The sequence below is a fragment of the Geminicoccus roseus DSM 18922 genome (assembly GCF_000427665.1).
Classification (GTDB): Bacteria; Pseudomonadota; Alphaproteobacteria; order Geminicoccales; family Geminicoccaceae; genus Geminicoccus; species Geminicoccus roseus.
In genome coordinates this window covers 5,259,477-5,273,754 of the sequence record NZ_KE386572.1, presented here as the reverse complement: position 1 = coordinate 5,273,754, position 14,278 = coordinate 5,259,477, and the positions used below count along the sequence as shown (strand labels likewise).

The 14,278-nt window shown below is 70.7% G+C and carries 14 protein-coding genes; 2 read left to right on the top strand and 12 right to left on the bottom strand.

Going from position 1 to position 14,278, the window contains the following annotated elements; all coding sequences use genetic code 11:
- Window positions 1–41: 41 nt before the first annotated feature.
- Complete coding sequence (locus GEMRO_RS0125750; protein WP_035486032.1) at window positions 42–1,685, top strand: acyl-CoA synthetase; 1,644 nt, start codon at window positions 42–44, stop codon at window positions 1,683–1,685.
- An 11-nt stretch (window positions 1,686–1,696) separates the two neighbouring features.
- On the opposite strand, the gene GEMRO_RS0125745 is transcribed toward GEMRO_RS0125750, so the two are convergent.
- The 10 genes from GEMRO_RS0125745 to GEMRO_RS0125700 all read right to left on the bottom strand — a co-directional run bounded on the left by GEMRO_RS0125745 (window position 1,697) and on the right by GEMRO_RS0125700 (window position 11,038).
- The gene (locus tag GEMRO_RS0125745; RefSeq protein WP_027136305.1) at window positions 1,697–2,494 is read right to left on the bottom strand and encodes an alpha/beta fold hydrolase; all 798 of its coding nucleotides are present in this window, start codon (window positions 2,492–2,494) and stop codon (window positions 1,697–1,699) included.
- 374 nt (window positions 2,495–2,868) lie between these two features.
- A complete protein-coding gene (locus tag GEMRO_RS0125740) occupies window positions 2,869–3,639 on the bottom strand; it encodes an ABC transporter ATP-binding protein (RefSeq protein ID WP_027136304.1) in 771 nt (256 codons plus the stop codon).
- Window positions 3,627–4,667 carry a FecCD family ABC transporter permease gene (locus GEMRO_RS0125735; RefSeq protein WP_084507866.1) on the bottom strand — a complete coding sequence of 347 codons (1,041 nt, stop codon included), beginning with the start codon at window positions 4,665–4,667 and terminating at the stop codon, window positions 3,627–3,629. The genes GEMRO_RS0125740 and GEMRO_RS0125735 overlap by 13 nt, the downstream gene beginning before the upstream one ends.
- A gap of 29 nt (window positions 4,668–4,696) precedes the next feature.
- Complete coding sequence (locus GEMRO_RS31945; RefSeq protein WP_027136302.1) at window positions 4,697–5,380, bottom strand: hypothetical protein; 684 nt, start codon at window positions 5,378–5,380, stop codon at window positions 4,697–4,699.
- Entirely contained in the window at window positions 5,373–5,996 is a 624-nt protein-coding gene (locus GEMRO_RS0125725; RefSeq protein ID WP_157505750.1) for a hypothetical protein, read from the bottom strand. Before GEMRO_RS0125725 ends, GEMRO_RS31945 begins: the two co-directional genes overlap by 8 nt.
- 19 nt (window positions 5,997–6,015) lie before the next feature.
- Entirely contained in the window at window positions 6,016–7,008 is a 993-nt protein-coding gene (locus tag GEMRO_RS0125720; RefSeq protein WP_027136300.1) for an ABC transporter substrate-binding protein, read from the bottom strand.
- Between the two features lie 580 nt (window positions 7,009–7,588).
- Window positions 7,589–9,445, bottom strand: a complete 1,857-nt coding sequence (locus GEMRO_RS0125715; RefSeq protein WP_027136299.1) for a glycosyl hydrolase family 28-related protein — start codon at window positions 9,443–9,445, stop codon at window positions 7,589–7,591.
- The gene (locus tag GEMRO_RS0125710; RefSeq protein WP_027136298.1) at window positions 9,445–9,642 is read right to left on the bottom strand and encodes a hypothetical protein; all 198 of its coding nucleotides are present in this window, start codon (window positions 9,640–9,642) and stop codon (window positions 9,445–9,447) included. The genes GEMRO_RS0125715 and GEMRO_RS0125710 overlap by 1 nt, the downstream gene beginning before the upstream one ends.
- Window position 9,643: 1 nt before the next feature.
- Window positions 9,644–9,970, bottom strand: a complete 327-nt coding sequence (locus GEMRO_RS0125705; RefSeq protein WP_027136297.1) for a hypothetical protein — start codon at window positions 9,968–9,970, stop codon at window positions 9,644–9,646.
- A 267-nt stretch (window positions 9,971–10,237) separates the two neighbouring features.
- On the bottom strand, window positions 10,238–11,038 hold the full coding sequence (locus tag GEMRO_RS0125700; protein WP_035486029.1) for an alpha/beta fold hydrolase: 801 nt from the start codon (window positions 11,036–11,038) through the stop codon (window positions 10,238–10,240).
- A gap of 165 nt (window positions 11,039–11,203) precedes the next feature.
- Here GEMRO_RS0125700 and GEMRO_RS0125695 point away from each other — a divergent pair, with 165 nt between their 5' ends.
- Window positions 11,204–11,680, top strand: a complete 477-nt coding sequence (locus GEMRO_RS0125695; RefSeq protein WP_027136295.1) for a MarR family winged helix-turn-helix transcriptional regulator — start codon at window positions 11,204–11,206, stop codon at window positions 11,678–11,680.
- Window positions 11,681–11,714: 34 nt separating this feature from the next.
- Here GEMRO_RS0125695 and GEMRO_RS0125690 read toward each other — a convergent pair whose 3' ends face one another.
- Entirely contained in the window at window positions 11,715–12,491 is a 777-nt protein-coding gene (locus GEMRO_RS0125690) for a winged helix-turn-helix domain-containing protein (RefSeq protein ID WP_084507631.1), read from the bottom strand.
- A gap of 109 nt (window positions 12,492–12,600) precedes the next feature.
- The gene (locus GEMRO_RS0125685) at window positions 12,601–14,220 is read right to left on the bottom strand and encodes a GMC family oxidoreductase (protein ID WP_027136293.1); all 1,620 of its coding nucleotides are present in this window, start codon (window positions 14,218–14,220) and stop codon (window positions 12,601–12,603) included.
- Window positions 14,221–14,278: the final 58 nt, after the last annotated feature.

The following is a 14,278-nucleotide window of genomic DNA, read 5'->3' as shown; positions in this document are numbered from 1 at the left end:
ATCGGGCGTACGAGGAAAGGCCGAAACAGGGAGCGGAGCCCATGGTCAGCGCGGATGACCCACCCTCCATCTATGCGCAGGACCTGCCGCGGGCACGGGCCAACCACCAGGCGCTGACGCCGCTCGTGTTCCTGGACTGGGCCGCCGACATCTATGGCGACCGGGTCGGCTGCATCTATGGCCGCGAGCGCCGGACTTGGCGCGAGCTGCGCGCCCGCTGCCGGCGCCTGGCCTCGGCGCTGCGCCGGGCCGGGGTGGGCAGGGGCGACACCGTCTCGGTGATGCTGCCGAACGTGCCGGCCATGCTGGAGGCCCATTACGGCATCCCCATGGCCGGCGCGGTGCTCAACGCCCTGAACTACCGGCTGGACCCCGCCACCATCGCCTTCATCCTGGAGCATGCCGAAAGCAAGGTGCTGATCACCGACACCGCGTTCGCCCCGGTGATCCGCGACGCGCTGGCCAGGCTGAAGCGGCCGATCCTGGTGGTCGACATGGTCGATCCGGAGGAGCCCGGCCAGGCGATCGGCCAGCTCACCTACGAGGAACTACTCGACCAGGGCGATCCCGACGCGCCGCCGGTGCTGCCGGCCGACGAATGGGCGCCGATCTCGCTCTGCTACACCTCGGGCACCACCGGCAACCCCAAGGGGGTCGTCTACCACCATCGCGGCGCGCATCTGAACGCGATGGGCAACGCCCTCCTGTTCGGCCTGCGCCCGGATAGCGTCTACCTGTGGACGCTGCCGATGTTCCACTGCAACGGCTGGACCTATACCTGGGCGGTGACCGCGGTGGGCGGCACCCATGTCTGCCTGCGCCGGGTCGAGCCCGCCCGAATCTTCCAGCTGATCGCCGAGGAGCAGGTCAGCCACCTGTGCGGCGCGCCGATCATCCTGAACATGCTCTCGCACAGCCCCAAGGAGGCGCGCCGGGCGCTGGCCCGCCCGGTGGACGTGCTGACCGGCGGCGCCGCCCCGCCCTCGATCGTGATCCAGTCCATGGAGGCGATGGGCTTTCGGGTCACCCATGCCTACGGGCTGACCGAGGTGTACGGCCCGGCCACCTTCTGTTTGCCGCAGCCGGGCTGGCAAGACCTGCCGGTTCAGGAGCGCGCCGAGCGGATGGCGCGCCAGGGCGTGCGGACCCCGGTCATGCCGGAGATGCAGGTGGCCGATCCGCAGACCATGCGCCCGGTCCCGGCCGACGGCGTGACGATCGGCGAGATCATGCTGCGCGGCCACAGCGTGATGGCCGGCTACCTGAAGAACCCCAAGGCCACCGCGGAAGCGTTTGCCGGCGACTGGTACCATACCGGCGACCTCGCCGTGCTGCACCCCGACGGCTATGCCGAGGTCAAGGACCGCGCCAAGGACATCATCATCTCCGGCGGCGAGAACATCAGCTCGCTGGAGGTCGAGGAGGTCCTCTACCGCCACCCGGCGGTGATGGAGGCGGCGGTGGTGGCCAGGCCGGACGAGAAATGGGGCGAGGTGCCCTGCGCCTTTTTGGTGCTCAAGCCCGACGCCGCCGCCCCGCCGCCGGCCGAGCTGACCGCCTGGCTGAAGCAGAACCTCGCCCACTACAAGGTCCCGCGTCACTTCGTGTTCGGGCCTTTGCCCAAGACCTCCACCGGCAAGGTCCAGAAGAACGAGCTGCGCCAGCGCGCCCGCGCCCTTTCCTGAAGGGCAGGGCCTTAGCGTCCTGCCCGCACCTCCGCCAGGAACGGCAGCACGGCCTGGGCGAACGCGTCCGGGCGCTCCAGCATCATCATGTGGCCGGCCCCCTCCAGGCGCGCCAGCCGGGCGCCCAGCGCCGCCGCCAGCTCGGCGCCGCGCTTGGCCGGGCTCATCCGGTCCAGCGCCCCGGTCACCACCAGGGCCGGCACGGGGCAGGGTCCGGTCGCGGGCGCTGCCTGGTCGCAGGCGCGCAGGTCCGCGGCCAGCACCCCTGGCCGCGAGCGCTCCAGCATCGCCACCGCGCTCCCGGCCAGCCGCACGCCGGGCGTGGCGGCGGCGGCCCGCCGGCCGGCCGGGGCCACCGCATAGGTCGCGATCATCCGGGCGGCCTTCGGCAGGTCGTTCTCCGCCGCCTGGATCAAAGCCGGGTTCACCGGCATCCGCGCGGCGGCCCCGGCCAGCACCAGCCCGTCCAGCCGCTCCGGCATCGCCGCCATGGCCGCCAGCGCGATCAGCCCGCCCATGGAATGCCCGGCCAGCACCGCCCGCTCGATCCCCAGCCCGTCCAGCAGCCGGCCGACCAAGGCGGCATGGTCCTCGACCGTGCTAGGCGCCCCGCCAGCCGAGCCGCCATGGCCAGGCAAATCCACCGCCAGGCTCGCGACCCCGCGCAGGCCCGGGTCGCGCGCCGCCAGGGTCCACACCGTCCGGTCCATGCCCGCCCCGTGCAGCCACAGCACCGCCGGCACGCCCGGCCCGGGCGGGCGTTGCCAGGAGCTGATCTGGATCCTCGTCCCGTCGATATCGATCACCATGTCCGCCTGCCCGCAAAGCCGGACGGATCTGAGGACAGACGGGCGCAAAAGGAAAGGGGGGCGGCAGGAGCGACGACCAGGCACTGGGTCGGCGAGACGGCATGCGGCACTCCAAGCAAGGCAGCCGGCCGGAACTTTCTCCCGGCCCGCCGCCACTCTTGTCCGCCAGACCTGAACGAGACGTTGACGCCCGGCCCCGATCCGCGGGGGCGCGCCTGCCGGGTACGCCCCCGGCGCCGGTGCCCGTCTTGCCGAAGGGATTGCGCCCGGAACCCGCGCGTGATCGGGCCGGCTCTGCGTTCTGGTGGACGAAGGCCTGGATGATCTGCCGGGCGCTGGGACCCGACGGCAAGCCATGTCGCCCCGCCTCCGCCTCAGGCCGTGTCGACCGATCCGTAGCTGGCCACGATGCTGGAGGACCGGCGCGCCCCGATGCCGTAGTCCAGCCGCCGCATCGGGATGCCGTAGAGCATCGAGAGCCTGCTCTCCGTGCACAGCGCGTCGACCGGCCCCTCTTCGGCCTGGCCGGCCCCGTGCAGGAACACCGCGCGGTCGGCCACCTCCAGGGCATGGGTCGGCTCGTGCGTGGTCATCACCATGGTGAGCCCGCGCTTGGCGACGAGCCGGCGCAGCGTCGCGAGCATCACCGCCTGGTTGCGGAAGTCGAGGGCGGAGGCCGGCTCGTCGAGCAGCAGGATGTCGGCTTCCGAGGCCAGCGCGCGCGCGATCAGGACGAGCTGGCGCTCGCCGCCGGACAGGGTGGTGACCGAGCGCCGCTGCAGCGGGGCCAGGCCGATCAGCTCGAGGGCTTCCTGGGCGCGTCGGCGGTCCTCGGCGCCAGGGGCCGAGAACAGGCCGACATGCCGCGCACGCCCCATCAGCACCATGTCGAGCACCGAGTAGGCGAAGGGCGGCTGGAAGTGCTGCGGGACGTAGCCGACGATGCCCTGGCGCCGGATGGTGCCTGCGGAGGGCGGGATCAGACCCGCCAGGCATTTCAGCAGCGTCGTCTTCCCGCGCCCGTTCCGGCCGAGCAGCACGAGGGTCTGGCCGCGGCGAAGGGAGAAGGACAGGCCGGCGAACAGCCAGGGCCCGGCGGCGCCATGGCGGAACGCGAGGTCGCTCGCCTCGATCATCGCTGCCATCCCTCATCCTGGCTGCGATGCAGCAGCAGCAGGAAGACCGGCGCCCCGATGATCGCGGTCAGCACGCCCAGCGGGATCTCGGCGGCGGTCAGCGAGCGGGCCAGCGTGTCGATCACCAGCATGAAGCTTGCGCCGAGCAGGGCGGACGCCGGCAGGAGCAGGCGGTGGTCGGGGCCGACCAGCGCCCGGGCGAAGTGCGGGATGACCAGCCCGACCCAGCCGATGATGCCCGAGTTGGCGACGCTGGCCGCCGTGATGCCGGTGACGCAGCCAAGGGCCATCCACCGGGTCGGCTCGACCCGCAGCCCAAGCGCCTGGGCCTCCTCGTCGCCGAGCGAGAGGACGTTGATGCGGAAATGCATCGCCAGGAGCGGAGCGGCGAACAGCGCGATGACCGGCACCATGTAGAAGGCGCGTTCCGGCGTGGCGCTGGCAAAGGATCCCATCAGCCAGAACACGATCGCCGGCAGGGTGTCGTTGGGGTCGGCGAGATAGGTGGCCAGCGACACCAGGGCCGAGAACAGGGCGGCCACCACCACGCCCGACAGGACCAGCATCAGCAGCGAGGAGCGGCCCGACCGGCGGCTCATCAGCACGACCAGCCCGAGCGCCGCCAGTCCAGAGGCGAAGGCCATCGACCAGAGCCCCGCAGCACCCAGGCCCAGCAGGATCGCGAACACGCCGCCAAACGCCGCGCCCGACGACACGCCGATCACGTGCGGGTCGACCAGGGGGTTGCGGAAGACGCCCTGCAGCACCGCGCCGGCCAGCGCCAGCCCCGCGCCCACGAAGCCGCCGATCGCCGTGCGCGGCGCCCGCACCAGTTCCACCACCCGCCAGACGGGCTCCGCCAGGCCATCCCGGCCGGGGCCGATGCCGAGCCAGCCGCTCGCCAGGATCCAGAGGTCGCCAAGCCCGATCGTGTATCGCCCGGCTGCCAGGGACGCCACCACGGCCGCCAGCAGCAGGACGACCAGGCTGGCCATGGCGAGGGCCGGGCCGCGCGCTCTGCCGCCCTCCGACGACATGCCCTCGATGCCGCGCCGCGGGTTCGAGGTCACCGGCGGATCCCGGCAGGCTCGTCCGAATGAACCAGCCCGTGCAGGATGTCGTGGAACAGGTTGGGCTGGTGGCGCGGGTCCGAGCAGAAATGATGGATGTTGTCGCCGTTATGGACGAACAGCTTGCCGCCCCCCGGCATCCGCCACACCCAGTCCACCGGCCCCTCGATGACGCTGCCGTCCAGGGCGGGACCGCCGATCATGCACAGCCACTGGGCGCCCTCGGGCGGATCGCTGTAGCCGCGGGCATACTGGCCGAGAATGCCTTCGTGCCGGTGGAAGGTCTCGAAGTCCATGCGCCCGAAATAGGCGCCGGGATCGCGCGGGCGGATCATCCAGTTGCTGAAGGGCTTCGGGCTGACCGCCTTGAAGGGCGACAGCCAGGGCAGCCATGGCTCAGTGATGTGGCCGTTGACCAGCAGGTGGCCGCCGCCGGCAAGATAGGCGGCCAGGCGCGGCTCGATCGACTTCAGGAACAGCTGGTCGTGCATGTCGGGGACGACCAGCACGTCGACCTCGCCCAGCGCCGCGCCGGCCAGCTGGTAGATGTCGATGGCGGCGTAGTGCCAGTCCTGCGGGACCAGCCCGCCCATGCGGTCGATGCCGAAGGCCCGGTACGACTTCAGGTAGAGCAGGCGCGGCCGCCGGCCGCCCCGGAAATCCCGGCCGGCCTCAGCCATCGCGCCCGACCTCCGCCTTCAGCCAGGGATAGAAGCCCTCCAGGAAACGGGTGGTCGCCGGCATGAAGCCGCGTCCGTGGTGCGTGTGCGGGTCGAGCGTGGACGCGATCAGCCGGCCGCCGCCCTGCAGCCGCTGGTCGTACATCAGGCAGCCCTCGTCGTGGTCGAGGTTCAGGATCGGGGTCGCGTCCGGGACGAAGCGAAAGGCGCCGAAGAAGTGCCAGCACATCGCGGGCAGCGGGATCGCCTGGGCCATCGGGTGGCGTGGCTCCGGCTGGTACGCCTCCATGCGCCCGCCCGGCTTCATCCACCATTTCCAGTCCTCGGTCTCGCGCGCGAACCAGGGGACCTCGACCACGTCGAGCCACTGGTCCATCCGGTTGGGCTCGAAGACGACCAGGAACCCGCCCTGGGCCAGGTAGGCGTTGAGCTGGCGGGCGTGCCGGTGCAGCAGCGCCTGGTTGGAGAAGTCCGGCACGACGATGGCCCGGAACGCGGTCAGGTCGACCCGGTCGAGGAACGGCAGGTAGATGCGCTCGTCGAGAAAGCCGGCAAAGTCCAGGTAGCATTTCAGCTGGGCGCCGTCGCCCGAGGTGATGAAGCCGATGTCCTTCACGGTGCGGTTCCCGTCCTGGTCAGCCGGCCGCGCCGAAGCCGCCCGCATAGCCGGCGCTGTCGCGGTTCCAGTTCATCTGCAGGAGCTGGTCGACCTGCGCCTCGGTGAGCTGCCGGCCGTACAGGAAGTCGAACCCGTCGATGACCGCCTTGCGCAGGTCGTCGTCGAACAGGTCTGGGTAGCCGATCCGGGCAAGCCACAGATAGGCGAGCTGCCCGCCGGCCGCGGTCGCGGGATCGATCGCGGGCGTCTTGTAGACCCGCTTTTGCTGGACAGCCGCGAGCCCGGCCAGGACCGGGTGGTCCAGGATGTCGGCCGGCTGCATCGCGTCGTTGTAGTAGTTGACCAGGACGATGTCCGGGTCCCAGGCGAGCAGCGCTTCCGCGCCCACCTTCACCGAGCCCTCGGTGAAGCCTGCCTCGCTGGCGGCATTCACCAGTCCCGCCGCCGTGAAGTAGGCTTCCTGGCGGCCGAACACGACGAACTCGTTGCCGTTCATCGCGTCGATGAAGGCGATCCGCGGCTGCGGCTGCTGCGCGGCCCCGAGCACGCCGGCGATCTTGGCGACCGTCTGGTCCTCCCAGTCCAGGAACGCCTGCGCCCGGTCCTCCTTGCCGAGGATCTGGCCGAGCATGGCGATGTAGCCGCGCCGCGTCTCGCGCGTGGCGGTGCTCACCGTCGCGACCACGATGCCGGCGTTCTCCATGGGCGCCACCCGCTCGTCGCCCTTGGCTTCCCACTGCAGCACGATGTCGGGACCGGCCTTCAGGATCTCCTCGACATTGGGGATGAAGTTGGGCGCCACCAGGTCGGTCCTGATGGCCGCGACCTCCGGGAACAGCTCCCCGATCACGCCGTTCATCAGGGCTGCCTGCGCCCTCGGGTTGATCGCCATCAGGCGCTCGGTCCCGCCGTCGATGGCGATCATCGCCTCCGGGATCGGCAGCGGGAAGATCGCCACCTGGTCGACCGGACGCTCGATCTGGAGCGATCTGCCACGCGAATCGCTCACCTGGACTTCATCGGCGAACGTCCATGCCGGGGCCGCAACAAGAATAATGAAGCTGATTACAATCGAGAAGGAGCGAGAGTAAAATGATTCAAATATATGCATTGGAATCGCTCCAGCTTGAGTATGTAAAAAGCGATTCCGAGTAATGATGGCGGTTCCCACGGTCAAGGTTCTTCCGCCGCGGAAGCCTGACGTGGTGCGTTGGATCCGCCTGCCACGATCCGGCGCAGCGCCGCCATGGTTGCTGTGACTGATCTGGCCGGTCGCTGCCCGAGCGGCCGGGAAGAAACGGCAACGGATCCAGCCGCCGGCGGACCTGCGCGACCGGATCGACGGCTTGGCCATTGAGCACCGGAACGCCTGGCTCCCGGGATCGGCACGGACGCGGGCAAGCTGTTCGTGGTGTCCGGCACCTCGCGCCCGGTTCGCTCCGGGCCAAATCCTCGGCCGGATCGGTGGTCAGCAAGGCCTCGAGCGCCGTCTGGCCAGGCCAAGTCAGTCTTTTCCGCAGGCTCCTGCCCGCCTGCTTGGGCGAGCGGCGGCGGCGCCCGAAGCCCGGGCGGCGCCGCCATCGACCCGCTCACGCCAGCCGGGTGCGCACCAGCGTCGCCGACACCCAGCGCAGCACGATGGTCTGGCCGTCGGCGCTGGTCGCGGTCGGGCCCTCGATCACCACCCCGCTGGCCGGGACCAGGGTGACGGCGCCCGCACCCACCTGGCCGATGCTGGTTTCGCAATAGACCCGCCGCCCGGCGATCACGTTGGTCCCACCCGGCGGCTTGGTGCCGGAGGCGCCCGGCACGCTGGCCAGCTGCGGCACGGTCACCGTCTTGGCGGCGTCGTTCTTCATCTCGACCCGGTCGCCGACATCGCCCGGCTGGAGGGTGTAGCTGGTGCCGGTCTGCTCGTTGACCGCCACCCAGCCCTTCATCCGGGTATCCACCAGCCGGTGCCAGGTGCCTCCAGCAAAACTGTAGAGGCCCCGGTCGTAGGAGGGATTCCAAGTCCCTGAATTTGGGTGGCCGGCGGCAAAGGCGATCATGCCGTCGGTTGGCGATTTCGGCAGATCCTGGTGCTCGTTCATGTGCAGGACCGGCTCGACCGTCACCTTGCGGATGTTGGTGTCGCCCATGTAGAGCGTGGCATCGTAGGGGGCGGTGAGGCCGTCCACCCCGCAGGTGATCCGGCTGTTGTTGCCGGTGGCCGGCGCGCCGAACTGGATATAGGCGGACGCCCCCCGGTCGACCCGCAGGTTGCCGGCCTGCTCGGTGGCGCGGACCACCGGCAGGCCGGTGCTGGCGGAGCCCAGCCACAGGCCGCGGGCCAGCATGGTGTCGCCGTCCGCGAACGTGCCAGTCAGGGCCGGGAAGTTGTCGCAGCCGAGAAAGCTGCGGTTGCGCACCGCGCCGGCGACCGTGCCGTTGTTGTCGGCATAGGCGACCGCCGGGCTGGTGCTGTTGGCCAGGAAATAGGTGCCGAGCCAGGTGTTGACCTCGCTCATCCCGGCGGCACTGCCTTCCTCCAGCACGCCGGTGGACAAGGATTCCAGGTCCACCGAAACGAAGGTCAGCCGGCGGGCGTTCTTGATGTGGATCCCGATGCAGCCGGTCCGGTTCGGCGCCACGATGTTGGCTTTCGCGACCAGCACGTTGTTGACGATCCCGGGCGAGGCGCTGCCGCCCTCGAAGAACAGGCCTTTGAGCCCGTCGCCGCCAAGCTTGATCGAGACCTGGCGCAGCGAGCCGTCGCCATAGTTGACCGCGGCATTGGTCGAGTTGCGGACCCAGATGCCGTTGCCGGCAAAGGCGTCGGCGCCGTCGCCCCAGGCCAGAAGGTCGACCAGCGACCAGTCGTTGGAGCGGTCCAGCTCGATCGCCCAGCTGCCAGCACCACCGCCCCGGAAGCGCAGGTCGCGGCCGATGAAATTGTTGCCCACCACCTTGAGCGCGGCGGCGGTGGCGCTGGCCTTCGCGGTCAGGCCCAGCCCGGTGCAGGTGCCGTCGGTGTATTCGGCGCTGCCGGGCGCGAAGCTCGTGCCGAAGCGCAGCCCGGCGCCGTCATGGTCGAAGCGCAGGATCGAGCTGTCGCGGCCCTCGCCCAGGAGGGCCGTGCCGTTCGGCACGTCCACCGGGGCGGTCAGCCGGTAGCGGCCGGCGGGGATCCGGATGGCCCGGGCGCCCGACGCCATGGCGGCGGCGAACGCGGCGGTGTCGTCGGCCGCATCGTCGCCGATCGCGCCGAAATCGCGCACCGAGACCTGCTCCCGCAGCTTGGCCGGCAGGGTGCGGGGAACCGCACCCGGCCGGTCCCCGGCGAAGGGGAGGGCGTCCAGGGTCGCCCGCCGGGTCAGATTGCCGGCGGCGGTGGAGACGAGGATCCGGTCGGCGCTGTCCAGGGTCGCGGCCGGGTCGAGCTCGTGGATCTGGCGGTTGGCCATCAGGAATGCTCCCAGACGAGATGATTGCCCTGCTCGTCGACCAGCGGATCGGCGCTCGCCACCATCAGGTAGCTGGTCTCGACCGGCGGCGGCGGGGGAGGAGGTGGCGGGGGCGGCGGCGAGGGGGGAGGCAAGGGCGCGGCCGAAGCCGGACCGGCCAGTCCCAGGGCTGCCGGCAGCCCCAGGCGCAGCGCCATGTCAGGTCCGCCCGATCACGTAGGCCTGACAGGACCCGCTCTCGGCGATCAGCGCCACGTGGCGCTCCGCGCCGCCGACCGGCAGGTCCAGATAGACGCCCGGATGCAGATAGGGGCTGCTGGCCGGATCGGCGGTGACGCTGGCACCGCCCAGCTCGAAGCGGACCGGGCCGGTGGCGATCAGGCTGACCACCCGGACCCCTTCGGGCAGGGCGGCGCTGCGCGCGCTGGCGCTGCTGGCGACCTCCAGCTTCTGGGTGCCGTGGTGGACGAAGCCCAGGATGGCGATCGGGTGGCCGTTATCGTCCAGGGGCAGGAGCGTGCTCATGGGGGTGGACCTCGCAAGTCATCCGCTCGGGATCCTATCGACCCGAGCGAACTTGCTTATATTCCTACAAACCCACGGTGACAAGATGGAAAGGATCAAAATCCTTGTTGTCGGGCGCTTCACCGGGATCGTCCCCTGCCATCCGATCCCATCGGCCCGGGCCGCCGCCATGCCTTCCTGCCCGGCAGGCGCGCATGGTCCTGACGCGGGACAGGCGGCGCCGAACGGCCCGCCTGTCCCGGCCATGCCGGCGGCAGCAAAGCTGGCTCAGCCGCCGCTGGCTGCCAGCACCACGCTCCGGGCGGCCTCGTCGATCACGTCGGCGACCGCTTCTGGCTGGGTCAGGAACACCACATGGCTGCCCTCGACCTCCCGGGTGACGGCGCCGATGCGCCGGGCGGTGTGGCGCAGCAGCCTGGGATCGATCGCGGCATCCTCGGTCGCCACCACCGCCCAGCTGGGCTTGGTCCGCCAGGCCGCCTGGCTGACCTTCTCGCTGAAGATCGCCATGTTGATCGGCACCTGCGAATCCCGCAGGAACGCCGCGTCGGCATCGCTGGTGTCGCCGGCAAAGCCGGTCTTGAACGTGTCGAGATTGACGAAGCCGAAGCCGTCCTCGCCGGTCTCGATCACGAAGGTCGGCGGCACGGGGATCTGCGCGAACTGCTCGCCGGTGGATTCGCCGGCGTCGGGCGCCAATGCTGCGACATAGACGAGGCCCGCGACCTTGGGGTCGACGCCGGCTTCGGTGATGACCGTGCCGCCATAGCTGTGGCCGACCAGGATCGCCGGGCCGTCCTGGCGGGCCAGAACCCGGCGGGTGGCGGCCACGTCGTCGGCCAGCGAGGTCAGGGGGTTCTGCACGATGCTGACCCGGTAGCCGCGCGCCGTCAGCTCGTCATACACCCCGCGCCAGCCCGAGCCGTCGGCGAACGCGCCGTGGACGAGCACCACGTTCCGGGGCGGCTGGCCCGCGTTCTGCCCCTCGGGCGCTTCGGCATGGGCCTGGCCCGCGACGCACAACGCGGCGGCGGCAGCCAGAGCGATCTTCTGGATCCTGCTGATCATGGACGGGTTCCTCACCAGGTTGACCGGGAGACGAGAGATTCTATCTGCGATAACTATTATCGCGATAAGCAATGCTCTAGCGAGGCCGCCTGTGCTTGTCGAGAGAAATTTATCGCGATATCGGTTATCGCACGACATATCGCCGGCCGCGCGAAGGAGCCCGTGATGACCAAGGATACAGCCGGCCCGGTGCCGCTGGACGACCAGCTCTGCTTTGCCATCTACTCGACGGGCATCGCCATCCAGCGCGCCTACAAGCCCCTGCTCGACGGGCTCGGGCTGACCTACCCGCAATATCTGGTGCTCAACGTGCTCTGGCGCGAGGACCGCCAGACCGTGGGCGGGATCGCCGAGCAGCTGGCGCTCGAGCCGAGCACGCTGACGCCGCTGCTCAAGCGGCTGGAAGCCGCCGGCCTGGTCCGCCGCACGCGCAACCCCGGCAACGAGCGGCAGGTCGTGGTCGAGCTGACCGGAAAGGGGCGCGATCTTCGGGGCCGGGCCGGATGCCTGGGCGAGGCGCTGCTGGCGGCATCGAACCAGTCCCCGGCCGAGCTCGGCCGGCTGAACCGGGACATCAAGCGCCTGCGCGACGCCATCTACCGCCAGGCCGGCAGCTGGAGCATCGGGCAGCCGGACGGGTGAGCGCCCGGGCGGCACCCACCGCCCGGCATCCCGCTCAGAACAGGATCTCCACCGCGGCATCCAGGACATAGCCGATGCCGCGCTCGGCCCGGATCAGCCTGGGCGCGCGGGGATCCGCCTCGATCTTGCGCCTCAGCCGCAGCACCTGGACGTCGATGCTGCGGTCGTAGACATCCTCATGGGTGCTGGTCGCCCGCACCAGATGGGCGCGGGAAAGCGGCCGGCCCGGCGCGTCCAGAAGGGCCACCAGCAGGGCGAACTCCTTCCTGGTCAGGCGGACGGTCTCGCCCGCCGGGTTCTTCAGGACCCGGCGGCGGTGCTGCAGCTCCCAGCCGGCGAAGCGGTAGCCGCCCCGGAGCGGCGGCGCCGCCGCCTGCCGGCCCGCCTGCTGGCGCCGCAGGATCGCGCGAGCGCCTGCCAGCAGCGCGCGCAGGTGCAGCGCCCCGCACAGAACGTCATCCGCGCCAAGCTCCAGCCCGAGCACGCGGTCGATGTCGGTGCCGTGCCGCCCGGTGATCAGGATCACCGGGACGTCGGACTGCGCGCGGACCTGGCGCAGCCGGTCGAAGCCGCCGGACGGGCCAGGCCCTGCATCCAGCACCACGAGGCTGAACAGGCCGGAGCGCAGGTGACGCAGCACCTCGCCGCCGGCACAGCCGACGGCCAGGTAGCGATGGTCGGCAAGGTAGCTCGTGATCACGTGGCGGACGCGCGCGTCGTCATGGACCACCAGCACGCGCCCCAGGCGGCACGGCTGCTCGGGCGGCATCGCGCCGGCCTTTGCGTGTCGGACATTCAACGGATGATGCATCGGACCAGAGCTTCCAGTTCAGGCAGGAAACAGCGCCGGGCTCGGCCGTCGCATGGGGGCTTGGGCCCGGGGCCGTCCGCCGCCTTGGGGATCCCTCAGCGCGGCAGGGTCACAAACCGTGCGCCGCGCGGATCTTGCGGGCAGCGATCTCGCCGATGATGGCGCAGGGTGCCTGGGTGTTGCCGGTGGTCACCCGCGGCATGATCGAGCCGTCCGCCACCCGCAGGGCCTCGATCCCGTGGACCTTGAGCGCGCCGTCCACGACCGAGAGCTCGTCGCGCCCCATCCGGGCCGTGCCGCTCTGGTGCCAGTAGGTGACGGCGGCGTCGCGGATATAGCTCTCCAGCGCTTCGCCCTTCAGGTCGCCCGGCATGGCTTCGCCCCGGACGAACGGCCGGAACGCCCGGGCATTGCCCAGCGCGCGGCAAAGCTCCACGCAGGTTTTCGCGGTCGCCATGTCCGCAGGCTCGGACATCATGTTCGCGTCGATCGCCAGCGGCGCCCCCGGATCGGCGCTCTGCAGGCGCAGGCGGCCGCGGCTCTCAGGATGCGCCAGGCCGGCGAACATCGTCCAGCCATGCGCCGGGACGCCAAGGGCCGCGGTCCGCTCGCTCGGCACCGGGAACTCGACCTGGCAGAACAGGAGGTCCGGCGCGTCCAGGCCGGGACGGCTCTTCCAGTAGAGCGTCGCCTCGCTGCCGCTGTTGCGCGGCGCGATCGGCTCCCGATATTCCCAGGTGCAGCCGAACGACACATGGTCCTGGAAGTTCCGCCCGACGCCCGGCAGGTGCTGCACCACCGGAATCGCGAACCGGCCCAGTTCCTTGAGATCGCCGATGCCCGAATGCATCAGGATCTTGGGCGTCTGGATGGCGCCCAGCGACAGCACCACTTCCACCCGCGCGCCGATCGTCTGCACCTGTCCATGGCGAACCAGCTCGACGCCGATGGCGCGCCGGTCATGGATCACCACCCGGCGCAGGACGGTGTCGGTCGCCACCGTCAGGTTGGGCCGGTCCAGCCAGGGGCGGACATAGGCGCGGAACAAGGAATGGCGACGGCTGTCGCGCACCAGCATGTCGGCGAGGGCGGCGCCGCCATCCCCCTCCATCATCAGCCCGTTCGGATGGGCGAAGGTCGGGATGCCCAGCTCCTCGGCCGCGTCGAGCATGGCATGGGCGATCGGGCTCGGATCGGCGGCAGGCTGGACCCAGACCGGCCCCGACGTGCCCCGGAACCGGGGATCGGGCGCGCCCTGCCAGTTCTCGATTTCGCGATAGAGCTCCAGCACCGCCTCATAGCTCCAGGCGGGGTCGCCCGCCGCCGATGCGAAGAAATCCCAGTCGCTGCGGTGCCCGCGCGCCCACACCATGACGTTGACGCTGGACCCGCCGCCCAGGCCCTTGCCCATCGACATCGAGAGGCTGCGGCCGTTCAGGTGGCGGTTGGGCTGGGCCTGGAACCCCCAGTCCCGCTCGCTGCCGAGGTTGGCCGGCCACTGGGCCGGGTCCAGCACGGTCTCGGCGTCGTCGCTGCCGCCCGCCTCGACCAGCAGCACCTGGACATCCGGGTTCTCGGCCAAGCGCCGGGCGACCACCGAACCGGACGCGCCGGCGCCGCAGACGATCACGTCGTACCGGGGCTGGAGCCCGGCGGTCAGCCGCGCCTGGTTCTCCCGCGCCCGCCGCAACCAGTCTCGGTCCTCCGACGGGTCGACTTGCCATGCCATCTGAACATTCCTTCTCGCATGACCGGACATCATCCAGGCGCGGCGTCCACCGGATCAG